Source organism: Dermatobacter hominis, assembly GCF_020715685.1.
Taxonomy (GTDB): domain Bacteria; phylum Actinomycetota; class Acidimicrobiia; order Acidimicrobiales; family Microtrichaceae; genus Dermatobacter; species Dermatobacter hominis.
Genome location: NZ_CP085840.1, coordinates 1021744 through 1045526, shown reverse-complemented (window position 1 = coordinate 1045526; position 23783 = coordinate 1021744). Strand labels below are relative to the sequence as shown.

The 23783-nt window shown below is 73.5% G+C and carries 19 protein-coding genes and 2 pseudogenes; 19 read left to right on the top strand and 2 right to left on the bottom strand.

The features are described 5' to 3' along the window. The first annotated feature begins 280 nt into the window (after positions 1-280). The 13 genes from LH044_RS04885 to ispG all read left to right on the top strand — a co-directional run bounded on the left by LH044_RS04885 (position 281) and on the right by ispG (position 14791). Complete coding sequence (locus tag LH044_RS04885; RefSeq protein WP_227758674.1) at positions 281-1789, top strand: YifB family Mg chelatase-like AAA ATPase; 1509 nt, start codon at positions 281-283, stop codon at positions 1787-1789. A 34-nt stretch (positions 1790-1823) separates the two neighbouring features. Then, complete coding sequence (dprA, locus tag LH044_RS04880; protein WP_227758673.1) at positions 1824-2969, top strand: DNA-processing protein DprA; 1146 nt, start codon at positions 1824-1826, stop codon at positions 2967-2969. Between the two features lie 401 nt (positions 2970-3370). Further along, positions 3371-4060, top strand: coding sequence for a tyrosine-type recombinase/integrase (locus LH044_RS04875; protein WP_227758672.1), 690 nt, complete (start codon positions 3371-3373; stop codon positions 4058-4060). Then, positions 4060-4866 (top strand): RNA polymerase sigma factor WhiG, encoded by an 807-nt coding sequence (whiG, locus tag LH044_RS04870; RefSeq protein WP_227758671.1) that lies wholly within the window; start codon positions 4060-4062, stop codon positions 4864-4866. Before LH044_RS04875 ends, whiG begins: the two co-directional genes overlap by 1 nt. Positions 4867-4938: 72 nt before the next feature. After that, positions 4939-5475, top strand: a complete 537-nt coding sequence (locus tag LH044_RS04865) for a murein hydrolase activator EnvC family protein (RefSeq protein WP_227758670.1) — start codon at positions 4939-4941, stop codon at positions 5473-5475. A 239-nt stretch (positions 5476-5714) separates the two neighbouring features. Then, complete coding sequence (rpsB, locus tag LH044_RS04860; protein WP_227758669.1) at positions 5715-6701, top strand: 30S ribosomal protein S2; 987 nt, start codon at positions 5715-5717, stop codon at positions 6699-6701. Beyond that, positions 6701-7492: a translation elongation factor Ts gene (gene tsf, locus LH044_RS04855; RefSeq protein WP_227758668.1), complete on the top strand. Its 792-nt coding sequence runs from the start codon at positions 6701-6703 to the stop codon at positions 7490-7492. Before rpsB ends, tsf begins: the two co-directional genes overlap by 1 nt. A 2-nt stretch (positions 7493-7494) precedes the next feature. Next, positions 7495-8211: a UMP kinase gene (gene pyrH / locus LH044_RS04850; protein WP_227758667.1), complete on the top strand. Its 717-nt coding sequence runs from the start codon at positions 7495-7497 to the stop codon at positions 8209-8211. A gap of 93 nt (positions 8212-8304) precedes the next feature. Beyond that, positions 8305-8862 carry a ribosome recycling factor gene (gene frr / locus LH044_RS04845; protein WP_374210593.1) on the top strand — a complete coding sequence of 186 codons (558 nt, stop codon included), beginning with the start codon at positions 8305-8307 and terminating at the stop codon, positions 8860-8862. A 33-nt stretch (positions 8863-8895) separates the two neighbouring features. Beyond that, positions 8896-10608: a phosphatidate cytidylyltransferase gene (locus LH044_RS04840; protein ID WP_227758665.1), complete on the top strand. Its 1713-nt coding sequence runs from the start codon at positions 8896-8898 to the stop codon at positions 10606-10608. Positions 10609-10705: 97 nt separating this feature from the next. Then, positions 10706-11863: a 1-deoxy-D-xylulose-5-phosphate reductoisomerase gene (gene dxr, locus LH044_RS04835; RefSeq protein ID WP_227758664.1), complete on the top strand. Its 1158-nt coding sequence runs from the start codon at positions 10706-10708 to the stop codon at positions 11861-11863. Next, the gene (locus LH044_RS04830; RefSeq protein ID WP_227758663.1) at positions 11860-13533 is read left to right on the top strand and encodes a site-2 protease family protein; all 1674 of its coding nucleotides are present in this window, start codon (positions 11860-11862) and stop codon (positions 13531-13533) included. Before dxr ends, LH044_RS04830 begins: the two co-directional genes overlap by 4 nt. Before the next feature lie 28 nt (positions 13534-13561). Continuing rightward, positions 13562-14791 (top strand): flavodoxin-dependent (E)-4-hydroxy-3-methylbut-2-enyl-diphosphate synthase, encoded by a 1230-nt coding sequence (ispG, locus tag LH044_RS04825; protein WP_227758662.1) that lies wholly within the window; start codon positions 13562-13564, stop codon positions 14789-14791. A 257-nt stretch (positions 14792-15048) separates the two neighbouring features. Here ispG and LH044_RS04820 read toward each other — a convergent pair whose 3' ends face one another. Continuing rightward, positions 15049-16050, bottom strand: coding sequence for an alpha/beta fold hydrolase (locus LH044_RS04820; RefSeq protein WP_227758661.1), 1002 nt, complete (start codon positions 16048-16050; stop codon positions 15049-15051). 77 nt (positions 16051-16127) lie between these two features. Here LH044_RS04820 and proS point away from each other — a divergent pair, with 77 nt between their 5' ends. The 6 genes and pseudogenes from proS to infB all read left to right on the top strand — a co-directional run bounded on the left by proS (position 16128) and on the right by infB (position 22982). Next, a complete protein-coding gene (proS, locus tag LH044_RS04815; RefSeq protein WP_227758660.1) occupies positions 16128-17564 on the top strand; it encodes a proline--tRNA ligase in 1437 nt (478 codons plus the stop codon). 229 nt (positions 17565-17793) lie between these two features. Beyond that, a complete protein-coding gene (gene rimP / locus LH044_RS04810; protein ID WP_227758659.1) occupies positions 17794-18384 on the top strand; it encodes a ribosome maturation factor RimP in 591 nt (196 codons plus the stop codon). Beyond that, a pseudogene (locus tag LH044_RS04805) lies at positions 18381-18503 on the top strand (NusA N-terminal domain-containing protein); the annotation flags it as partial. The gene rimP and the pseudogene LH044_RS04805, both read left to right, overlap by 4 nt. 154 nt (positions 18504-18657) lie before the next feature. Further along, positions 18658-19079, top strand: a pseudogene (gene nusA / locus LH044_RS04800) (transcription termination/antitermination protein NusA); the annotation flags it as partial. Between the two features lie 15 nt (positions 19080-19094). After that, on the top strand, positions 19095-19925 hold the full coding sequence (locus tag LH044_RS04795) for a hypothetical protein (protein ID WP_508619040.1): 831 nt from the start codon (positions 19095-19097) through the stop codon (positions 19923-19925). Positions 19926-20141: 216 nt separating this feature from the next. After that, on the top strand, positions 20142-22982 hold the full coding sequence (infB, locus tag LH044_RS21880; RefSeq protein ID WP_304512040.1) for a translation initiation factor IF-2: 2841 nt from the start codon (positions 20142-20144) through the stop codon (positions 22980-22982). A 322-nt stretch (positions 22983-23304) separates the two neighbouring features. Here the strand turns inward: infB and LH044_RS04775 are convergent, their stop codons facing one another. Beyond that, on the bottom strand, positions 23305-23730 hold the full coding sequence (locus LH044_RS04775; protein ID WP_227758658.1) for a hypothetical protein: 426 nt from the start codon (positions 23728-23730) through the stop codon (positions 23305-23307). Between the last annotated feature and the right edge of the window lie 53 nt (positions 23731-23783).

The window sequence follows — 23783 nt, the reverse complement described above, 5'->3', positions numbered from 1 at the left end:
AGGGCCGCCCCGACGTACACGTAGTCCCAGCCGGACCGACGGTGCTGGTGGTGCGGGTTCATGCCCATGGACCGATCTTCGCGCCTCGGGGTCCCCGCGCTGTCATCGGGTCGGCCTCGCTCGATCCCGACCGGGGACCGGTCCCCGGTCGGGAGCGGGGTGGGGTGCGGCGCCGGACGCCTACGCTCCGGTGCACCGGCCGTCCGCGGTCGGGATCGCAGCTCACGGCTGCCGCCGGCTCCCGCCGACCGGGAGCGTCGCTCCGCTCCAGGAGGCCGCCGTGCTCGCCACCGCCCGATCCGCCACGCTGCTCGGCGTCCGCGGCCACCCCGTCCAGGTCGAGGCCCACGTGAGCGAGGGGCTCCCGGCGTTCACGATCGTGGGGCTGCCCGACACGTCGTGCCGGGAGTCGCGCGACCGCGTCCGCGCCGCGATGCTGTCGTCGCGGTTCGTCGTCAAGCAGGCGCGGGTCACGGTCAACCTCGCCCCGACGAACCTGCGCAAGGTCGGGGCCGGCCTCGACGTGGCGATGGCCCTGGCGCTGCTGGCGGCCACCGGCCAGATCGAGCCCACGGTGCTCGACGGCCACGCCTTCATCGGCGAGCTCGGGCTCGACGGGTCGCTCCGCGGGGTCGTCGGCATGCTCCCGCTCTGCGAGGCCGTGGGCGAGCTGCGCCCGGTCGTGCCGCACGCCGACGCGGCCGAGGCGTCGCTCGTCCGGCCCGACGTGCGCTGCGCCCGCACGCTGCGGGAGCTGGTGCTCGCCCTGCAGGGCGAGGAGCCCTGGCCCGACGCCGAGGCGCCGTCGCCGCCGGTCCGGTCCGACGACGTCCCCGACCTCGCCGACGTGCAGGGCCAGGTCGTGGCGCGCCGGGCGCTCGAGGTCGCGGCGGCGGGCGGCCACCACCTGCTCATGGTGGGGCCGCCCGGGGGCGGCAAGACGATGCTCGCCGAACGGCTGCCGGGGCTGCTGCCCGACCTGTCCGACGAGGCCGCGCTCGACGTGTCCCGGGTCCACTCGGCGGCGGGCGTGCTGCAGGACGCCCCCGCCCTGCTCCGGCGCCCGCCGCTGCGGGCCCCGCACCACACCGCGTCGCTCGTGGCGCTGGTCGGCGGTGGCTCGGCGGTGCTCCGGCCGGGGGAGATCTCGCTGGCGTCGGGCGGCGTGCTGTTCCTCGACGAGCTGGGCGAGTTCCCGGCCGCGCACCTCGACGCCCTGCGCCAGCCGCTCGAGTCGGGCGTGGTGCGGGTGGCCCGGGCCCACGTCGGCGCGACGTTGCCCGCACGGTTCCTGCTGGTCGGCGCGACGAACCCGTGCCCGTGCGGCGCCGGGCCCTTCGGCGCCTGCCGGTGCAGCGCGGCCCAGGTCCAGCGCTACCTGCGCCGGCTGTCCGGCCCGCTGCTCGACCGCTTCGACCTCGGGCTCTGGGTCGACCCGCCGCCCGCCTCCGAGGTGTTGGGGCAGCAGGCCCACGGCGAGCCGACCGCCGTGGTGCGGGCCCGGGTCGAGGCGGCACGGGAGCTCGCTCGTCGGCGCGGCGTGTCGTCCAACCGGCAGCTCCGGGGCGCCGCGCTCGAGCGGGCGGCACCGCTCGGCCCCGATGCGCTGTCGGTCCTGCGGGACCGGCTGGCGGCGGGGCGGTTGACGATGCGCGGCGCGCAGCGCGTGAGGGCCGTGGCGCTCACGCTCATGGACCTCGACGGCGTGAGCGGCCCGCTCGACGCCGAGCACGTCCACGTGGCGCTCTCGTTGCGCACCCACGCCGAGGCCCTGGGGGTCGCGGCATGAGCCCCTGGGAGGGTCGGGCATGAGGGAGATGGGCATGAGTGGGGAGCCGGTTCCGCACGAGGCGCACCTCGGGGCGCTGGCGTCGCTCGACCGCGTCGGCGGCGCCTCGCTCCGGGTGCTGCTCTCGCTCGGCCCACCGGCCGAGGTGTGGGACCGGGTCCGGCGCGGACGACTTCCCTCGTCGGTGCTCGACGCACTGCCACCGCCGACGCGGGCGGCGGTGCCCGGGTGGGCCCGGGCGGCGTCGACGTGCGACCCGGTCAGGTCGTGGGCCCGGTGGCGCGAGCGGGGGATCGGCGTGGTGTCGATCGGATCGCCCTCGTACCCGTCCTGCCTCCTCGACGACCCCGACCCGCCGGTCCTCCTGTTCCACCGCGGTGACCTCGACGTGCTGGCCGCACCGAGGGTGGCTGTGGTCGGCACCCGGCGGGCCACCGGCTACGGGCGTCGGGTCGCTCACGACCTCGGCCGCAACCTCGCCGCCGCGGGCGTGTGCGTCGTCTCGGGCCTGGCGCTCGGGATCGACGCCGCGGCGCACCACGGGGCGGTGGACGGGCGCGCCGGTCCGGCTGCGGTCGTCGGCGGTGGGGTCGACGCGCCGGGACCGGCGACGAACGCCGCCCTGGCCCGCGAGGTCGTCGATCGCGGCGTCGTCCTGTCGGAGGCGCCGCCGGGCACCCGCCCCGAGCCCTGGCGCTTCCCGGTGCGCAACCGCATCCTGGCCGGCCTGGCCCAGGTCGTCGTCGTGGTGGAGTCCGCCGAGCGGGGCGGCTCGATGCACACCGTCGAGCAGGCGCAACGTCGCGACCGCACCGTCCTGGCGGTGCCGGGCCCGGTCGAGAGCGCCGCGTCGGCCGGCACGAACGCGCTGCTGCGCGACGGTGCCGGTGTGTGTACGGGCGTCGACGACGTGCTGGTGGCGCTCGGCCTGTCCCGGGCCGGCTCGGTGCCTGCGCCCACCGAGGAGCGCCCCGACCCTGCGGGCGACGCGGGTGCGGTGCTCGGAGCGCTCGGCTTCACGCCGGTGCCGGTCGAGGCGCTGGCCCGGGACCTGGGCCTCGACCTGGCCCGGCTGTCGGTGGCGCTCGGGGAGCTGGAGGCGCTCGGGTGGGCGGAGCGCCGCGGTCCGTTCGTCGAGCGGATCGCGCGCCGGGGCACCGGGCCGGGTGAGCCGCCCTGAACCGGCCGGAGCGGGTCCGCGCCGTTCCGGCGGTCAGCCCGTAGGGTCGATCCGTCGACCGAGCGGGGTCGGCGCCGAGGTGCCCCGGGGAGGACTCACCCAACTCGGGAGTGCCATCACGGAGCGCGCTCGCTACGCTACGGAGAGCAGTCGTCGATGAGGTGAGGGCGAGAGCGTGCGGAACGGTTCGTGGGAGGTCGAGGAGTTCGTGGCCGCGGTGCCGCTGGCGCCGTCCACCCTCGCCGTCTACCGGCGTGACGTCCTGGCCTTCGTGGACTGGGCCGAGGCCGACGAGCTCCGCCCCGCGAGCCGCCCGGCCGACGTCGACCGCCGACCGCATCCGGCGCTACCTCGCCCGCCTCGCGGAGGCCCACCGGGCGCCCCGCACGATGGCGCGGACGATGGCCTCGCTGCGCCGCTACTTCGGCTGGTGCCTCCGCCGGGGTCTCACCACGGCGGATCCCACCGTCGGGGTCAGCGCCCCCGCCGGCGCGGCGCGCCTGCCCCGGGTGCTGCGGGCCGACGAGCTGCACCAGGTGCTCGACGAGCACCCCGCCGACGAGGACCCCGTGGTCGCGGCGCGCGACGACGCCGTCGTCGAGCTGCTCTACGGATCGGGCCTCCGGGTGTCGGAGCTGTGCGGGCTCGACGTCGACGACGTCGACCTGGCCCGCTCCCGGGCGACCGTGTGGGGCAAGGGCGCCAAGCAGCGGATCGTGCCGGTGAGCGACCCGGCCCGCACGGCGCTGGGCGCGTGGCTCGGGCCGTCCGGCGCCCGCACCCGCTGGCTCACCGAGGTCGCGACGGCGGTGCCGCTCGACGCCGACGCGGCCGCCCTGTTCCACAACCGCCGCGGCAAGCGGCTCGGCCCGCGCGACGTCCGCCGCATGCTCGACCGCCGCTCACCGGTGCCGACGCACCCGCACGCGCTGCGCCACACCTTCGCCACCCACCTGCTGGACGGGGGCGCCGACCTGAGGGTCGTGCAGGAGCTCCTGGGCCATGCCGACCTGGCGACGACGCAGGTCTACACCCACGTCAGCAAGGACCGACTCAGCCGAGTCTTCCGCGAGAGCCACCCGAGGGCCTGATGACCACGCGAACGAGGACCGAGGACACGCCGACCGACGTCGAGCTGGAGCGGTTGTGGGCCGCCTACAAGGACAAGGGCACCTCGCGGGCCCGGGAGGCCCTCATCGTCCACTACTCGCCGCTGGTCAAGTACGTCGCGAGCCGCCTGGCCGTCGGCCTCCCGCAGAACGTCGAGCAGTCCGACCTCGTGAGCTACGGGATGTTCGGGCTCATCGATGCGATCGACAAGTTCGAGCCCGAGCGGGGTTACAAGTTCGAGACCTACGCCATCAGCCGCATCAAGGGCTCGATCCTCGACGAGCTCCGCTCGATCGACTGGGTGCCGCGCTCGGTGCGCTCGAAGGTCCGCCAGATCGAGCGCGCGTACGCCAAGCTCGAGGCGAAGCACCACCGGGCGCCGTCGGACGAGGAGCTGGCCGGTGAGCTGCGCTGGACCGACGACCAGCTGCAGACGGCGCTCAACCAGATCTCGAACGTCGGCCTGGCCGCGCTCGACGAGATCCTGACCGGCTCGGGGGAGCGGGGCGAGGCGATCACGCTCGGCGACACCATCGCCGACCGGTCGTCGCACGGCCCGATGGGCGCCTTCGAGGTCGCCGAGACCCGCCAGCTGCTGGCGCAGGCGGTCAACGGCCTGCCCGAGCGGGAGAAGATCGTGCTCACGCTCTACTACTACGAGAGCCTCACGCTGCAGGAGATCGGCCGGGTGCTCGGCGTGACCGAGTCCCGGGTGTGCCAGATCCACACCAAGGCGGTGCTGCACCTGCGCAGCCGGTTCAACAGCATGGACCGCATCCCGGGCTGACCCGGGCCGCACCGGATCACCTCGCTTCCCCTCCCGCCCGGCCTCGACCCGGGCCGAGCCAGGGAGGCGCCCGTGCGCACCGTCCTCGTCGCCGTCGCGCTGGCGGCGGCCGCCGCCGTCGCGCTGTCGACCACCACCTCGCCGGGCAGGGGCCCCGGCTTGGCCGACGGTCCCACCCGCACCGCCCCGGTCGGTGCGACCACCGCCGTGGCGACCGGGCCCTACGCGCCGCCGGTCGACGCCCCGGTCAGCGATCCCTTCCGCCCGCCGTCCACGCCCTACGGGCCGGGCAACCGCGGTCTCGAGTACGCCACGGTCCCCGGCGCGACGGCCCGGGCCATCGGCGCCGGGACGGTCACGTTCGCCGGGCGGGTCGCCGGGCGCGGCGTGGTCACCGTCGAGCACCCGGACGGCCTCCGGTCGTCGCTGACGGGGCTGGTCGAGGTCCGCGTGGCCGCGGGCGACCGGGTCGCGCTCGGCGACGTCCTCGGCACGACCGCGGCGGTGCTGCACCTGGGGGTGCGGCGGGGCGACGTGTACCAGGACCCGGCCGCGCTGTTCGTCGGCGGCCCGCCGCGCCACGCCGTGCTCGTGCCGGTGCCACGCTGAGCCGACCGGTCCCGACCGGCATCGGCAGGCCCGCAGCCGCGGCCGGCGCGTCCGCGCCGCTGGCCCCGCGGCCTGCGATGGTGGGCCCTTCGGGCCGCGACTACACTCTTCCGTCGGCCCGGAACCGGGCCGTGCAGACCAACCATCCTCGCCCGGGCGCCCTCTTCGGTCGCCGTGGCCGCCCCGTGCGGTCCGGTGTCGCACCCGGGTCTCGTCGAACCGAAGGGAAGGAGACCCACGTGTCCGCTGTCGTCACCATGAAGCAGCTGCTCGAGGCCGGAGTGCACTTCGGCCACCAGACCCGCCGCTGGAACCCCAAGATGAAGCGCTTCATCCACGGGGAGCGCGGGGGGATCTACCTGATCGACCTCCACCAGACGCTGTCGGGGATCGAGAAGTCGTACCTCTTCGTGCGGGACCTGGTCGCCGACGGCGGCACCGTCCTGTTCATCGGCACGAAGAAGCAGGCCCAGGACTCGATCCAGGGCTACGCCGAGAAGTGCGGCATGCCCTACATCAACCAGCGCTGGCTGGGCGGCATGCTCACCAACTTCGAGACGATCTCGAAGCGCGTCGGCAAGATGAAGGAGTACCAGCGCATGCGGGACTCCGGTGAGTTCGACGCCATGCCCAAGAAGGAAGCGCTGCTGCTCACCCGCGAGCTGGACAAGCTCGAGCGCAACCTCAACGGCATCCGCGACCTGGAGCGCCTCCCCGACGCGGTGTTCATCCTGGACACCAAGAAGGAGGACATCGCGGTCACCGAGGCGAACAAGCTCGGCATCCCCGTCGTGGCCGTCGTCGACACCAACTGCGACCCCGACATCATCCAGTACGTCATCCCCGGCAACGACGACGCCATCCGCTCGGGCAACCTGCTGACCCGGGTGATCGCGGACGCCGTGGTCGAGGGCCGGCTCATGCGGTCGAAGAAGCACCCCGAGACCGCGCCGCGCGAGCGCTCCGTCGAAGAGCAGGCCGAGAAGGCCGCCGAGCAGGCCCGCGCCCAGGCGGAGGCCCGCCAGGCTGCGGCCGAGCGCGAGGCCCGGGTGCTCGCCGCCCGCAACGCCCCCGAGGACGAGGGCTCGGTGCTGAAGGAGGGCTCGGCCGACTCCGACGTCGCCGCTGCCGCCCCCACCGCCAACGAGGTGGCCGCCGAGGAGCTGGCCGCAGACGGGACGCCGTCCGAGGCGTCGCCCGTCACCCCCCACACCGAGGAGCACTGATGGCAGACATCACCGCAGCAGACGTCAAGTCCCTCCGTGACGCCACCGGCGCCGGGATGATGGACGCGAAGAAGGCGCTGGTGGAGGCCGACGGCGATCGTCAGAAGGCGGCGCAGATCCTGCGCCAGAAGGGCCTCAGCAAGGTCGCCACGCTCGAGGACCGGGAGAACAACCAGGGTGCCGTGGCCATCGCCACCGCGGGCAACGCCGCGTCGCTGGTCGAGCTCAAGTCCGAGACCGACTTCTCCGCCAAGGCCGACGACTTCGTGGCGCTCACGCAGCGCCTGGCCGACGCGGTCCTCGCCGACGGCGAGGGTGCGGTCGAGGGCCTCAAGGACGACCTCGACAGCCTGAAGATCTCCAAGCGCGAGAACATCGAGCTCGGCAAGGTCGTCCGCTTCGAGGCGGCCGACGGCAACGTGCTCGACGCCTACGTGCACATCCAGGACGGCCGCGGCACCAACGCCGTGCTGCTCGAGGTCGAGGGCGCGGACATCGAGACCGCGCACGAGATCGCGCTGCACATCGCCTTCGCCAAGCCGTCGGCGCTCGCGCGCGACGAGATCGACCCCGGCCTCGTCGAGACCGCCCGCAGCGGCTTCGAGGAGCTGACGATCAAGGAGGGCAAGCCCGAGCAGGCCGTGCCCAAGATCGTCGAGGGCCGCATGAACTCCTGGTACGGCGAGCGGGTCCTGCCCGAGCAGGGCATGTTCGGCGACAAGGAGACGGTCCAGCAGCGGCTCGGCGACGGGCGCATCGTGCGCTTCGCCCAGGCCGTCATCGGGGACTGAACGTGGCGGAGCCTCGCTGGGGACGCGTGCTGATCAAGCTCTCCGGCGAGGCGTTCGCCGGCGAGGCCGGCTTCGGCATCGACGGCGAGGTGGTCTCGTCGATCGCAGCCGAGATCGCGGACGTGAAGCAGCGCTTCGACGTCGACGTCGCGGTCGTCGTGGGCGGCGGCAACATCTGGCGCGGCATGACCGGCGAGGGCGCGGGCATGGACCGCGCCCAGGCCGACTACATGGGCATGCTGGCCACGATCATCAACGGCCTGGCGCTCCAGGAGACCCTGGAGCGCCTGGGTCAGCCCACCCGGGTGCAGACGGCCATCCAGATGGCGCAGGTGGCCGAGCCCTACATCCGCCGCCGGGCGATCCGCCACCTCGAGAAGGGCCGCGTGGTCATCTTCGTCGGCGGCACCGGCAACCCGTTCATGACGACCGACACCACCGCGGCGCTGCGGGCGGTCGAGATCGACGCCGGCGCGATCCTCATGGGCAAGAACGGCACCGACGGCGTCTACTCCGCCGATCCCCGCGTCGATCCCGACGCCGAGTTCCTGCCCGAGGTCAGCTACATCGACGTGCTGAACCGCGGCCTCAAGGTCATGGACTCGACGGCCATCTCGCTGTGCATGGACAACGCGCTGCCGATCTGCGTGTTCGACCTGATGGGCCGGAACCTCGCCGCCATCCTCGAGGGCGACACGGTGGGGACGCTCGTCTCCTGACCGTCGCCGAGCGACGCGCCGTGCACCCCGGGGGTGCACGGGTGTCTCACCCTCAGGGGTCGGTTGTGGGAGGCTGGCCCGGTGAGCGACGAGTTGATCGAGGCGGTGCTGGAGGATGCGGGCGAGCACATGGACCGGGCGGTCGCGCACGCCCGCCAGGAGTTCGCCGGGGTGCGGACCGGGCGGGCGAACCCCGGTCTGGTCGAGAAGCTGCCGGTCGACTACTACGGCGCCTCGACCCCGCTGCAGCAGCTGGCGAGCTTCTCGGTGCCCGATGCCCGGATGCTCGTGATCACGCCGTTCGACAAGGGCGCGATGGCCGGCATCGAGCGGGCGATCCAGGACTCGCAGCTCGGGCTGAACCCGTCGAACGACGGCGTGGCCATCCGCCTGGCGTTCCCGCCGCTCACCGAGGAGCGCCGCAAGGAGTACGTGCGCCTCGTCAGGACGAAGGCGGAGGACGGTCGCAACGCCGTCCGGGGCGCCCGGCGCGACGCCCGCAAGGACCTGGACGCGCTCGAGAAGGACGGCGACATCTCGGCCGACGACCTGCGGAGGGCCGAGGGTGAGCTGGACAAGCTCACCAAGCGGCACGAGGCCGCCATCGACGAGGCGCTCGAGGCGAAGACCCGCGAGCTCCTCGAGGGTTGAGCCCCGGCAGAGGACTTGGGTAGGAGGACTGCGATGACGGACCACGACGATCCCGGTCGGGTGGAGGAGCCGCGCTCCGAGGGCGTGCGCATCATCGGCGCCCAGGAGGCGGCCGAGGCCGCCGGCCGGCCCGACGTCGCCCGCCGCCGGCGGCGTGGCGAGAAGCGCTACGGCGACCGGCCCGACCAGCCGGAGCCCGACGAGGCCCTGCCGACGGTGCGGATCTCGACCAGCGACGAGGGCGACGACCCGGCGGATCGCTTCGGCGAGGTGCCGGTGGTGCGCCCCCGCTCCGACGAGCCGCGCTGGGCCGACGACGAGCCCGGCACCCGCGGCTACGGCCACGCCCGCGCCCTGCCGGCCGAGGACGAGTACGAGCTCGAGCCGGCCGACGAGCCCGACCCCTACGCGCCGGCCGACGAGGTGCCCGACTGGGGCACCGAGCAGCCCGGCGCGGAGGACCCGTTCGCCGCCCCCGACGACTCGTTCGTGCTGCCCCACTGGACCGAACCGCCCACCGGGCAGGTCCCCAAGGTCGTCATCGGCGACGACGTCGTCGAGGACGAGCCGACCGGCAGCTTCGGCTCGGCGCCGCGCTGGCGTGACGAGGGCGAGCGCCACGTCGAGACCGACTTCGACGACCTCCTCGACGACGCGCCGCGCCTCGGCGCCCTCGGGGGCGGCGACGACCCGCTCGACGATCCCGAGGACGACTTCTTCTTCGACTCCGAGGCGGATCGCGACCCCATCGAGGCGTTCGCCCCCGACGACGACGTCATGGCGATCGACGAGCGCCGCTCGACGCGCCGGACGCGCACGCGGACCCGCCCACCGGCGCAGGAGGAGGAGGACGACGGGTACTACGGCGGCCCGCCCTCCGACGACGGCGGTGTGGGCGGCGACCGCAACCTCGTCACGGCGATCGCCGTCGGCGTCGTGCTCGTCGCCGTCGGCCTGCTGTGCTTCAAGCTCGGCGGCCTCGCGACGACCGTGCTCGCGTGCCTCGTCGTCGGCGCCGCCGCGTTCGAGTACTTCGGCACGGTCGAGACCCGTGGCTTCCAGCCCGCCGGGCTGCTCGGCCTCGTGTCCACGGTCGGCCTGATGATCGCCACGTACACGTCGGGTCTCGACGCGTACCCGATCGTGCTCACGCTGACGGTCGTGCTGGGTCTGCTCTGGTACCTGTGGGTGCAACCGGGGGAGCACTCGGTGCGCAACCTCGGCGTGACCCTCCTCGGCGTGATGTGGATCGGGTTCCTGGGGTCGTTCGCGACGCTGTTCCTGGGTCTCGGCAAGGTCCTCGAGGACGCCGGGGCGTCGTCGAACATCGGCATCGGCGTGATCATCGCCGCCGTGATCGTGGCCGTGAGCCACGACATCGGCGCCTACTTCATCGGTCGCTACTTCGGACGGACGCCGCTGTCGGCCGCCAGCCCGAACAAGACGCTCGAGGGCACCGCCGGCGGCGTCATCGTGGCGGTGGTCGTCACCGTCGTCGTCGTGGGCTTCTTCGGCATCGCCCCGATCGGCGGCGACATCTTCCGCGTGTTCGTCTTCGCCCTGCTGTGCGCGGTGGTGGCGCCGATCGGCGACCTCTGCGAGTCGTTCGTGAAGCGGGACCTCGGGATCAAGGACTTCGGCACGATCCTGCCGGGCCACGGCGGCGTCATGGACCGCTTCGACGCCCTGCTGTTCGTGCTGCCGACCGCCTACTTCGTCACGCTGCTGTTCGACATCTGGGGCTGACCGCCCCCTGCGGCGATGCCGGACGCCTGAGGGGACTGCCGGGCGCCCCACCGCCGCACGGCGATCGGCGTCCACCCGTCGGTACGATGACCACCGCATGACCTCCGTCGCCCTGCTGGGCTCCACGGGCTCCATCGGGACCCAGACGCTCGACGTCGTGGCCGCCGAGCCGGACCGGTTCCGCATCGTGTCCCTGGCCGCGGGGTCCGACGTGGTGGCGCTCGCCGAGCAGGCCCGACGGGTGCGGCCCGAGCTCGTCGTCGTCGCCGACGCGTCCCGCGCCGCCGAGCTGCGCGAGCTGGTGCCCGCCGACATCGAGGTCGATGGCGGTCCCGACGCCATGGCCGCCGCGGCGGCGACCGCGGACGTCACCGTCAACGCGGTCGTCGGGTTCGCCGGGCTCCCGGTCACCATGGCCGCGTTGCAGGCGGGCAAGCGCCTCGCGCTGGCTAACAAGGAGTCGCTGATCGCCGCGGGCCCGGTGGTGCGGACGGTGCGCGACACGCCCGGCGCCGAGATCGTGCCGGTCGACAGCGAGCACTGCGCGGTCCACCAGTGCCTGCGGGCGGGGGAGGGCACCCGGCGCCTCGCCCGGATCGTGCTCACCGCCTCGGGCGGCCCGTTCCGCGGTCGCACCGCCGAGGACCTGGCCGGCGTCACCCGCGAGGAGGCGCTGGCCCACCCCACGTGGAGCATGGGCCCGAAGATCACGGTCGACTCGTCGACGCTCATGAACAAGGGCCTCGAGGTGATCGAGGCGCACGAGCTGTTCGACGTCGACTACGACCACATCGACGTCGTCGTCCACCCGCAGTCGATCGTCCACTCGATGGCGGAGTTCACCGACGGCGCCACGATCGCCCAGCTGTCGATGCCCGACATGCGCCTGCCGATCGGCTACGCCCTGGCCTACCCGGACCGCATCGGGACGCCGTTCGGCGGCATGGACCTCACCCGGTCCTTCGAGCTGACGTTCGAGCCGCCCGACCGTGGGACCTTCCGGTGCCTGGCGCTGGCCGAGCGCGCCGGCCGCGAGGGCGCCACCGCCCCGGCGTGGATGTCGGCCGCCAACGAGGTCGCGGTCGACGCGTTCCTCGACGGCCGGGTGGCCTGGAGCGGCATCGCCGACCTGGTCGAGCGGGCGCTCGACCGCTGGGACGGCAGCGCCGCCGACTCGCTCGACGCCGTGCTCGCGGCCGACGCCGCGGCCCGGGCGCTGACCACGGAGCTGCTCGACCGGGAGGTGGCGGCGTGACCATCCAGGACCCCCGCCACGACGAGGGCGCCGGCACCCCGACCGATCCGACGGATCCGGCCGCGCCGTCCCCCTCGACCGGCGCGTCCCCCGGCACCGAGCCCGGCCACACCGGCGCCATGCTCGCCCAGGAGGAGGCCGAGATGGCCGGCGTCATGGGCACGCCGCTGTCGCGGGCGCTCCGCCTCGGCGCGCTGGTCGCGCTGCTGGCCGGCCTCGGGATCTGGCGGGGCCTGCCGATCGTCATCGTGATCCTGGCGATCGTCGTGATCATCTTCCTGCACGAGCTGGGGCACTACATCGCCGCCAAGTGGTCGGGCATGAAGGTCACGGAGTTCTTCATCGGCTTCGGCCCGCGCATCTGGTCGTTCCGCCGTGGCGAGACCGAGTACGGCATCAAGGCGATCCCCGCCGGCGCGTACGTGAAGATCCCCGGCATGACCGCCATGGAGGAGGTCGATCCAGGCGACGAGGCCCGGACGTACCGCCAGGCGCCGTTCCACAATCGCCTCGCCGTCGCCGTCGCCGGCTCGAGCATGCACTTCGCCATCGCGTTCGTCCTGCTCGTCGTGCAGTTCGCGTTCATCGGCCACCCCGACGGCGACCGATGGCAGATCGGCAGCATCTCCCCGGGCAGCGCCGCCGAGGCGGCAGGCCTGAAGGAGGGCGACGAGCTCGTCCGCTTCGACGGGCAGCAGATCGACACCTACGACGACTTCCGCTCGCTCATCGCCAAGGAGGAGCCGGGCACCGTCGACGTCGTCATCCGCCGCGACGGCCAGGAGCAGACGGTGCCGGTGACGCTGTCCCAGCGGACCCGGGTGATCGGCACCATCGGCGAGGACCTCGAGCTCGTCGACAACGGCTCCGAGCTCGTGGTCGGCGCCGTGCGGTCGAACGGCCAGGTCGACGGCGCCGGTCTCGTGGCCGGAGAGCAGGTCGTCGCGATCAACGGCACCGCGGTCCCGACGTCGGCCGACGTGTCCGGCGCCGTGGCGTCCGGCGACGCGCTGGACGAGGGCACCTTCACCGTCACGACGGTCGACGACGCCGGTGCCCGCTCCGAGCACAGCGTCGACCTCGGCAAGGCGGTGGACACCACGCCGCCCGCCGCGTTCCTCGGCGTCGGCCAGCAGTCCGTGCTGATCACCGACTCGCTGCCGACGGCGGTCGGGTCGTCGGTCACCGAGTTCGGCCGGTACATCGGCACGACCGTCGCCGGGACCGCCAAGGTGCTGTGGCCGCCGAACATCGTCGACTTCCTGGCCTCGACCGCCACCGGGTCCGAGCCGCAGGACACCGTCGACACGCCCACGCCGGCGGCCCAGTCGGGCAGCTCGGCCAGCGCGGAGCGGCCGGTGTCGATCTTCGGGATCGTGCTGTTCGGCTCGGAGCTGACGGCCGAGAGCTGGAGCAACATCGTCGGCCTGCTGATCGGCCTCAACATCATGCTCGGCGTGCTGAACCTCATCCCGCTGCTGCCGTTCGACGGCGGCCACGTGGCGATCGCGGTCTACGAGAAGGCCCAGGAGATGCGCCGCCGCCAGACCCGCCGATACCTGTCCGACGTCACGAACATGGTGAGGGTCGCCTATCCGGTGATCATGGTGCTGGGGCTGCTGTTCATCGCCGCCACGTACCTGGACCTCACCAAGGGCGTCTCCATCTGATCGGGCGACCGCCCGTAGGCTGAGACACGTGGACGCCGGAGCCGTCACCTTCCCCCGTCGGAGCACCCGACAGATCGAGGTCGGATCCGTCGCGGTCGGAGGCGGCGCGCCCATCTCGATCCAGTCGATGACGACGACCCGCACGGCGGACGTCGACGGCACCCTGCAGCAGATCTACGCGCTGGCCGCGGCCGGCTGCGACATCGTGCGCTGCACCTGCAACGAGATGGCGGCGGCCGAGGGGCTCGCCCGCATGGTGCCCCGCAGCCCGGTGCCGATCGTCGCCGACATCCACCACCAGTACAAGATGGCGCTCGCCGCGCTCGAGGCCGGGGTCCACGGGCTCCGCCTCAACCCCGGCAACATCCGCAAGCCCGAGCACATCAAGGCGGTCGCCTCCGAGGCGCGCGACCGCGGCGTGCCGATCCGCATCGGCGTGAACGGCGGCTCGCTCGACCCGGCGCTCTACGCCAAGTACGGCGGCCGGGTGACGCCCGAGGCCATGGTCGAGTCCGCGCTCCAGGAGATCGCGTACTTCGACGAGGTCGGCTTCGACCTCATCAAGATCTCGGTGAAGGCGTCGAACGTCCCGCTGATGATCGAGGCCTACCGCCAGCTCGCCGACGCGACCGACCACCCGCTGCACCTCGGCGTCACCGAAGCCGGTCCGCTGCCGGGCGGGCTGATCAAGGCGACCGCCGGGATCGGCACGCTGCTCGCCGAGGGCATCGGCGACACGATCCGCTACTCGCTCACCGCCGACCCCGTCGAGGAGGCGAGGGCCGGTCGTGCGCTGCTCGAGGCCTACGGGCTCCGCGAGCGCAAGAACGTCGACCTCATCGCCTGCCCGAGCTGCGGGCGCGCGGAGATCGACGTGATCAAGGTGGCCGAGGAGGCCCGCGACGCCCTCGCCGACAAGCAGCTGCCGCTGCAGGTCGCGGTGATGGGCTGCGTGGTGAACGGGCCCGGCGAGGCGCGCGACGCCGACATCGGCATCGCCGCCGGGCGCCACCGCGGGCACCTGTTCGTGAAGGGGACCAACGTCGCCGTCGTCCCCGAGGGCGAGATGGTCGACACGCTGGTCGAGTGGGCGGAGTTCATCGCCGAGCACGGCACCGAGGCCGCGCTGGCCCGCGTCGACGTCGAGAAGGCTCGCCGTGAGGCCGAGAAGGACCGGGCCGCCCTGCTCGACGAGCAGGGCGCCGACGCCAACGCCTCTGAGCAGCGCGTCGACCTGATCCACAAGCGCTTCGACTGACCCGGCCACCGGCGCCGACGCCGGTCGACTGACCTGGCCCGCCGCCCCCCGCCGAACTTGTACGCCACACGCCACATGCGTGACTCGGGCGTACAAGTCCACCGATCGCCGGCGATCTCGTACGCCACGCGCCACATGCGTGACCCGGGCGTACAAGTTCGATGGGCGACATCGGGCGTACAAGGTCGAGTCCCGGGCATACACCGTTCGATGGGTGACCTGGGCGTACAAGTTCGATCGGCGACCCGGGGGCGCGGTCAGTCGGACATGGCGGCGAGCTCGTCGACGAGCTCGGCGAAGCGCGCCGGGGCCTCCTGCATCGTCTGGTGGCCGACGCCGGGCAGCACGTGCATGACCGATCCGGGCATCGCCGAGGCGAGCACCTTGGCCTGGCTGACCGGCGTCAGCAGGTCGGCGGAGCCCACCACCACCATCGCCGGCACCTTCACGTGCCGGAGGTCCTTGCGGACGTCGTGGTCGACGATCGCCCGGCCCGCCGCGACGAGGTGGTCGTGGTCCATCTCGGCGAGCATCCCGCGCACGTCCTCGACCGCCTTGGCGCTCGGCTCCCGTCCGAACGCGGTGCGAACCATGAGCAGCGACGCGTTCGTGTCGGGCCAGGCGTAGCGGACCCGGGGTCGGCTCGTCCCGGCGTAGGCGGCCCGGCGCACGATCTCCTGCGCCCGGGTGCTGCCCTCGAGCAGGGCCGGCAGCACGAGGGTGGCGGCGTTGGTGTCCAGGAACATCAGGCCGCCGCACCGCTCGACCATGAGGTCCTCGTGGCGGGCGCAGAACCGCCCGAGCGCCATGCCGCCCATGCTGTGGCCGACGACGACGGCGTCGCGGAGGTCGAGCTGCTCGAGCACGGCGGCGACGTCGTCGGCGACGGCCTCGAGCGTGATGCCGTCGCGGCCGACGGTCGACCGGCCGTGGCCCCGCATGTCCCAGGCGATCACGCGGTAGCGGTCGGAGAGGGTGTTGAACTGCGCCCCCCACACCCACCACTGCAGGGTGACGCCGTGCAGGAGCAGGAGCGGCCGGCCCTCGCCGCGCTCGGCCAGGTGGATCTCCGCGCCGTCGGCCGACGTCACCGTGCGGTGGGTCACGTCGTCGGGCGGCGGCAGCAGCGCGTCGGTGTCGGGGTGCGCCGTCTCGCGGATGCGTCGGCCGGCGAACCCGAGCCCGGCGATGCCGCCGATCGCGACCAGGCCGGCTCCGAGGGCGATCGCGCCGGCGACCTTGAGCGGTGATCGAGCCATCGCCCGAGCGTAGGGCGACCGGCCGGCCGGAAAGGGGCCGCGTCCGCTGCGGTGGGCCACCGGTAGGCTCCGCCGCCATGGCTGCAGCGAAGCAGGGACGGCAGAAGGCGCCGGTGTTGACGCCCCGGGACGAGGACTTCCCCCGGTGGTACCAGGACGTGCTCAACAAGGCGGAGCTGGCCGACAACGGGCCCGTGCGCGGGACCATGGTCATCCGGCCCTACGCCTACGCGATCTGGGAGCGGATGGTCGACGAGGTCGACGCCCGCATCAAGGCGGCCGGCGCCGAGAACGCCTACTTCCCGCTGTTCATCCCCGAGTCGTACCTGCAGCGCGAGGCCGAGCACGTCGAGGGCTTCAGCCCCGAGCTGGCGGTCGTGACGATCGGCGGCGGCAAGGAGCTCGAGGAGCCGGTCGTGGTCCGGCCCACGTCCGAGACCGTCATCGGCGAGTTCATGGCGAAGTGGATCCAGTCCTACCGCGACCTGCCGCTGCTCCTGAACCAGTGGGCCAACGTCGTGCGCTGGGAGCTGCGGCCCCGCACGTTCCTGCGCACGAGCGAGTTCCTCTGGCAGGAGGGCCACACCGCCCATGCGACCGAGGACGACGCCCGCGACTACGCCCGCTACATCCTCTCCGACGTCTACAAGGACTTCATGGTCGAGGTCCTGGCCATCCCCGTGATCACCGGCGTCAAGATCCCCGAGGAGCGCTTCGCCGGCGCCACCAACACCCTCACGTGCGAGGCGATGATGGGCGACGGCAAGGCCCTGCAGATGGGGACCAGCCACGAGCTCGGCCAGAACTTCGCCCGGGCGTTCGACATCGACTACCTCGACGAGTCGGGGACGCAGCAGCTGTGCTGGACGACCTCGTGGGGCACGTCCACCCGGATGATGGGCGGGCTGATCATGGCCCACGGCGACGACGACGGCCTGCGCGTCCCGCCCCGGCTCGCCGCCGTGCAGGCGGTGGTGCTCGTCGTCCGCGACGAGGACGGCGGCGTCGCCGACGCGGCGCGCGACCTCATCGGGCAGCTCACCGCCGCCGGGGTGCGGGCCAAGCTCGACGACCGCGTGAGCACGCCGTTCGGGCGCCGCGCCACCGACTGGGAGCTCAAGGGCGTGCCCGTCCGCATCGAGGTCGGCCCCCGCGACCTGGCCGAGGGCCAGGTCGTGGTCGTCCGGCGGGACCAGCCCGGCAAGGTGCCGGTGCCCATCGCCGAGCTCCCGACCCGGGTGCCCGAGCTCCTGACGTCGATCCAGCAGGACCTGCACGACCAGGCGCTGGCCCTGCGGGAGTCGCGGACCGTCGACGTGGCCACGGTCGCCGAGGCGGTCGAGGCCGCCGCCACGGGGTTCGCCCGGATCCCGTGGGCGGCGCTGGCCGACGGCGGGGTGGCCACCCTGGCGGCCGACGCCGTCACCGTGCGCTGCCTGGTCACCGCCGACGGCGGCGTCCCGCGCTCGGTCGACGACCCCGATCTGGTCGCCGTCGTCGCCCGGGCCTACTGACCCGGCCGAGCTCGCCGCCCGGGCCGCGACCGGGCCCGATCCGCGAGCCGGGTCCGGACCCGATCCGCGGGCCGGGCCCGGACCCGATCCGCGGGCCGGGTCCGCCACCCGCTATGATCGCCGTGTCCGGATTCCGGGAGGCGTGGGCGTTGCCCACGCCTTTTGCATGATCCGGACGCCGGGACCAGCCCGGTGCGAGGTGACGATCGAGCGACGCAGGAGGTGCACGGTGACCACGACGGCTGATCGGCTCGCGCGCCTCGTCGCGCCAGTGGCCGACGAGCTGGCCGTCGCCGTGTACGACATCGAGGACGTCAGCGGGACCCTGCGGGTGCTGCTGGACCGCCCCGGTGGCGTCGACGTGGACACGCTCTCCGACGCCTCCCGTCGCATCTCCCGCTCGATGGACGAGGACGGTTCGTTCGCCTCGGCGTCGCTGCTCGAGGTGTCGAGCCCGGGCCTCGAGCGCAAGCTCCGGACGCCCGAGCACCTGCAGGGCGCCGTGGGCGAGCAGGTCAAGGTCAAGCTCCGACCCGGGGTCGACGGCGACCGGCGGCTCGAGGGCACGCTGAGCGCCGCGGACGACCACGCCATCACGGTCACGCCCGAGGGCGGCGAGCCGCGGACCGTCCCGATCGACGACATCACCTCCGCCCGCACGGTCTTCGTGTGGGAGGCCGCGCCGAAGCCGGGCAAGGGCGCCCAGGCCGCCAAGGGCGCGAAGGGCCAGAGGGGCGCCCGGGGCGCGGCGGTGACCGCACCCACCACGACCGACACCGACGAACCCGATCTCGACGAGGAAGCAGAGGGCACGCCATGAACCCGGAGATGATGGAGGCGCTCGACGCCCTGGCCGAGAGCCGCGGGATCTCGAAGGACGCGCTGTTCGCGGCGCTGGCCGAGGCGCTCGAGGCGGCCTACAAGAAGCAGAACGACGACTACGAGTTCGTCTGGGTCAACATCGACACCGAGACGGGCGAGATGCGCGTCTTCGCCCAGGAGCTCGACGAGGACCAGCTGCCGACCGGTCCCGAGATGGACGTCACGCCCGACGACTTCGGTCGCATCGCGCGCCCAGACCGTGCGCCAGGTGATGTCGCAGCGCATCCGCGAGGTCGAGCGCGAGCTCAAGTACGAGGAGTACGCCGGCCGCGAGGGCGACATCGTCACCGGCATCATCCAGCAGTCCGACGCCCGCTACACGCTGCTCGACCTCGGTCGGGTCGAGGCGCTGCTGCCGCAGTCGGAGCAGGTCAACTACGAGCGCCCCGAGCCGGGGGAGCGGGTCAAGGCGTACATCGTCGAGGTCCGTCGCACGGTCAAGGGCCCGCAGATCGTGGTGTCGCGCACCCACCCCGGCCTGATCCGCCGGCTCTTCGAGCTCGAGGTGCCCGAGATCGCCGACGGCATCGTCGAGATCAAGGCCTGCGCCCGCGAACCCGGCAGCGGACCAAGATCGCCGTCTGGTCGAACGACCAGAACGTCGACCCGGTCGGCGCCTGCGTGGGCGCCCGGGGCGCCCGCGTCCGCATGGTCGTCAACGAGCTGCGGGGCGAGAAGATCGACATCGTCCCGTTCAGCGACGACCGCCACGACTTCGTGATGAAGGCCCTCCAGCCCGCCAAGGTGAAGGAGGTCCGGATCGACGAGGTCAGCCGGACCGCCGAGGTGATCGTCCCCGACTTCCAGCTGTCGCTCGCGATCGGCAAGGAGGGCCAGAACGCCCGCCTCGCGACCCGGCTCACGGGGCTGCGCATCGACATCCGCTCCGAGACCGACATCGCGGAGCAGGAGGCCTACGAGCGCACCTACGGGACCGATGCCTACGCCGAGGGTGCGTGGATCGTCGATCCTGAGACCGGTGAGCAGATGTGGCAGCCGAGCGACGGCTCGCCCGCGTGGACCCTCGAGCAGTGGGAGGCCGCCCAGGCCGAGGCCGACGTCGAGGCGGTCGAGGAGGCCGTCGCCGAGGAGCTGGCCAGCGATGTCGCCGAGGCGGTCGAGGAGGTCACCGACGTGATCGCCGAGGCCGAGGTCGACGAGGAGGAGGCCGAGCTCGAGGAGGTCGCCGCCGAAGAGGTCGAGGCCGAGCTCGAGGCGGCGGCCGACGGCGCGCGTCGCCGAGGGCGATCCCGAGCCCGAGCAGGCCGGCGGCGCCGACTGACCCGGCGCTCGGGCCCGCCGGTCCGCACCTGCGTGGTGTGCCGGCGCCGGGGCCGGCGGGCGAGCTGGTCCGCGTGCGAGCGGGCGCGGTCACCGGACCCGGTCCGGGCCGGGGGGCGTGGCTGTGCCCCGGCCCGGGCTGCGTCGGACACCGCGGGGCGCGGGCCGCGTTGGCGAGGGCGCTGCGCGCGCCGTTGACTGGAGCGGACCTGGCACGGCTCCGCGACACCCCCGAGCTCGGGGGTGGCGGCTGAGCCACCTCGGCCGGTCGCCCTGCCCACCACGCGGCGCCTGTGACCGATGTGGTTCGAAACACGGCCCGATCCGTGCTTGGATGGAGGGCCGCCAACGGGGCCTCACGCGCCCGGACGGCGGTCACCCGCAACGACAACGACCTGAAACGAACGGAACGTCTTGGCAAAGCTGCGCGTCTACGAGCTCGCGAAGGAGCTCGGTCTGACCAACAAGGAGTGCATCGATCTCTGCAACGCGCTCGGGTACGGGGTGAAGAGCCACTCCTCGTCGCTCGACGGCGCGTACGCCGACCAGGTCCGTCGCAAGGCCGAGCGCGAAGGCCTGATCCGCGACGAGCAGCCGGTCGAGGAGAAGCCCGCCAAGAAGGCGGCGGCCAAGAAGAGCGCCGCCAAGAAGGCCGCGCCCGCCGCCGAGGAGGCGCCGGCGCCCGCCCCGGCCCCCGCTCCCGAGCCGGCGCCCGAACCCGAGGTCGTCGCCGCTCCCGAGCCGGCGCCCGCACCCGAGCCCGCCCCGGCGCCCGCCGCCGAGGCCCCCCAGGTCGCCGAGCCGGCCCGCAAGGTCGTGTCGTCGAAGCCCGCCAGCGGGCGTCCCGCGCCCCGTCCGGTCGAGGCCGACGTCGCGCCGGTCGCACCGCGCCCGGCGGCGCCCCGTCCGTCCGGCCCGCCGCCCTCCGCACCCGCGGCGCCCGCCGCCCGGGCGCCGCAGGCCCCTCGGCCCAACGGTCCCGCCCCCGAGGGCGCGGCGGCCGCCCCGCCGGCTGCTGCGCCTCCGGCCGCCGCCGCCCCGGCGCCGACCGAGGCCCCCACGGGCCCGCCGCTGTCCTCGTCGGGCAAGCCGATCCCGCCGCCGCCCGGTCCGCCGCTGTCGCGGTCGGGCAAGCCGATCCCGCCGCCGCCCGGCATGGGCGGTCGCGGTCCCGCGCCGACCCGACAGGGCGGTCCCGGTCGTTCGCCCGGCGGCCCTCCCGGCCGCGGTCCCCGCCCCGGAGGCGGCGCCCCCGCGGGCGGTGGTCCCGGCGGCGGCTTCAACCGCGGTCCCGGCGGCGGTGGCTTCCCCGCCCCCGGCGGTGGTCCCGGTGGTCCCCCCGGTCGCGGTCGCGGTCCCGGCGGCGGCCCGCGCCCGCCCCGACGCAAGGGTCGGCGCCGTCGCAACCGCGAAGAGCTCCAGCCGATGGACATCCCCACCTACACGCCGGCCACCGCGCCGGTGCCGGAGGGGGTCACTGTCCTCGAGCGTGCGTCCACGCCGCAGGACCTCGGTCCCAAGCTGAACCGCACCGCGGCCGACGTCGTGCGCTTCCTCCTCCAGCAGGGGGAGATGGTCACGGCCACCCAGTCGCTCAGCGACGAGATGATCGAGCTCTTCGCCACGGACGTGGGCGCAGAGTTCCGTCTGGTCGATCCCGGTGAGGAGCAGGAGGTCGAGCTCCAGAAGGTCCTCGCACTGCCCGACGACGAGGACGTCGACTACGAGTCGCTGCCCCACCGCGCGCCGGTGATCACGGTCATGGGCCACGTCGACCACGGCAAGACCAAGCTGCTCGACCAGATCCGCCACGCCAACGTGGTCGCCGGCGAGGCCGGCGGGATCACGCAGCACATCGGTGCGTACCAGGTGGTCAAGGACGGCAAGCCCCTGACCTTCATCGACACCCCCGGTCACGAGGCCTTCACCGCCATGCGGGCCCGCGGCGCAGATGCCACCGACATCGTCGTGCTGGTCGTCGCGGCGGACGACGGCGTGATGCCCCAGACGCTGGAGGCCATCCAGCACGCGCGGGCCGCCGAGGTGCCGATCGTGGTCGCGGTCAACAAGATCGACCGGGACAACGCCGATCCCAACCGCGTGCTGCAGCAGCTCGCAGAGCACGACCTGGTGCCCGAGGCGTGGGGCGGCGACACGATCGTCTGCGAGATCTCCGCGCTGCAGAACGTCGGCATCGACGAGCTGCTCGAGAACCTGACGGTCGTCGCCGAACTCGAGGACCTGCGGGCCGATCCCGAGGGTCGGGCGCAGGGCACCGTGCTCGAGGCCCACCTCGACATGGGTCGTGGCCCCGTGGCCACGATCCTCGTCCAGCGGGGCACCCTCAAGGTCGGCGACCCGCTGGTCGCCGGTCCGGCGTGGGGCCGTGTCCGGGCGCTGGTCACGGACAAGGGCGAGCAGGTCAAGGAGGCGGGCCCGTCCACCCCGGTGGAGGTGCTGGGCCTCTCCGACGTGGCGCAGGCGGGTGACGACTTCGTGGTCGCCCCCGACGAGCGCAAGGCCAAGGCCGTGGCCGAGACCCGCGAGCGCTGGCATCGGGAGGCCTCCCGGGGCCGCGACGCCTCGGTCATGTCCCACGGCGCCCGCCTCGAGGACATCTTCGCCCAGATCCAGGCCGGCGAGCAGGCCGTGCTCAACCTCATCGTCAAGGCCGACGTGCAGGGCTCGCTCGAGGCGCTCACCGAGAGCCTCCGCAAGCTCGAGCGGCCCGAGGTGAAGATCGGCTTCGTCCTGCGGGGCGTCGGCGGCATCACCGAGTCCGACATCCAGCTGGCGGCGACGTCGAGCGCCACGATCATCGGGTTCAACGTGCGACCGGCACGCCAGGCCCGCGAGCTCGCGCAGCTCGAGGGCGTGGAGATCCGGACCTACGAGGTGATCTACAAGCTCCTCGAGGACATCGAGGCCGCCATGGTCGGCATGCTCGAGCCCGAGTTCGAGGAGGTCGTCACTGGCGACGCCGAGGTCCGGGAGGTCTTCCGGGTGCCCCGCATCGGCGCCGTGGCGGGCTGCATGGTGCAGAACGGCACCATCACCCGTGGTTCCAAGGTGCGGTTCCTCCGAGAGGGCACGATCATCTGGAAGGGCGAGATCTCGTCGCTGCGCCGCTTCAAGGAGGACGTCCGCGAGGTCCAGGCCGGCTTCGAGTGCGGCATCGGCCTCTCGGACTTCCAGGACCTGAAGCAGGGCGACATCATCGAGACCTACGACCTCAGGGAGATCCCCCGGGGCTGACGCCGCGGGTCGATCCTCGACGCACGCCACGACGCCCTCCCGGTCCGCCGGGAGGGCGTCGTCGCGTCCGGGGTCCCGATGGCCCCGCCGAGCCCGGGCCGGTCCGCGCCCGGGTGGGGCGCCGGACGCCCCGAGCACCGGCGCCCTCGGGGCCCGCACCCGGGTCGGGCCGGGCCCGCGAGCGGAGCTCGCGACGACCCGAGCTCGGGTCGGGGCGGTCCGCGGTCGCGCGCAGGGGGCCCGGACGCGGACGGACCCACCCGTCGTGGACAGGTGGGTCCGTCGGTTCGATGATGTCGGTCCGGCGTGCGCCGGGACCGGATCAGGGGACGATGTCGAGGAGTGCCGTCGCCTCGCCGGTGCAGCCCTGCGCCCGGGCCACGACGTTCCACTGGCCGACCGCGATGTCGCCCGGGATGTTGAGCACGGTGTTCCACATGCCGGCCGTGACCGGGGTCGTGGCCAGCACGCCGGTGGCGGTGCCGGGGCCGACCGGCGAGAGGAGCAGCTCGATGGTCGTGCCGTCGGCGCCGTTGCCCCAGACGGTGATCGAGCCACCCGGCGAGGCCTGGGGATCGCTCAGCGTCACGCCCGACGGCGTGTAGGCCGCGCAGCTCGGGTCGATCGTCGTGGAGGTGGTGCTCGACGTGGTGGTCGACGACGTGGTGGTGGTCGTGCCGCCGCCTCCGCCAGGGTCGACGCAGCCAGCGGCGACGAGCGCCAGTCCAGCCACCATCAAGGAACGCACGAGCCACCCTCGCGCCGGTGTGACGATGTTCACGGGTCCCCCCAAACAACGCA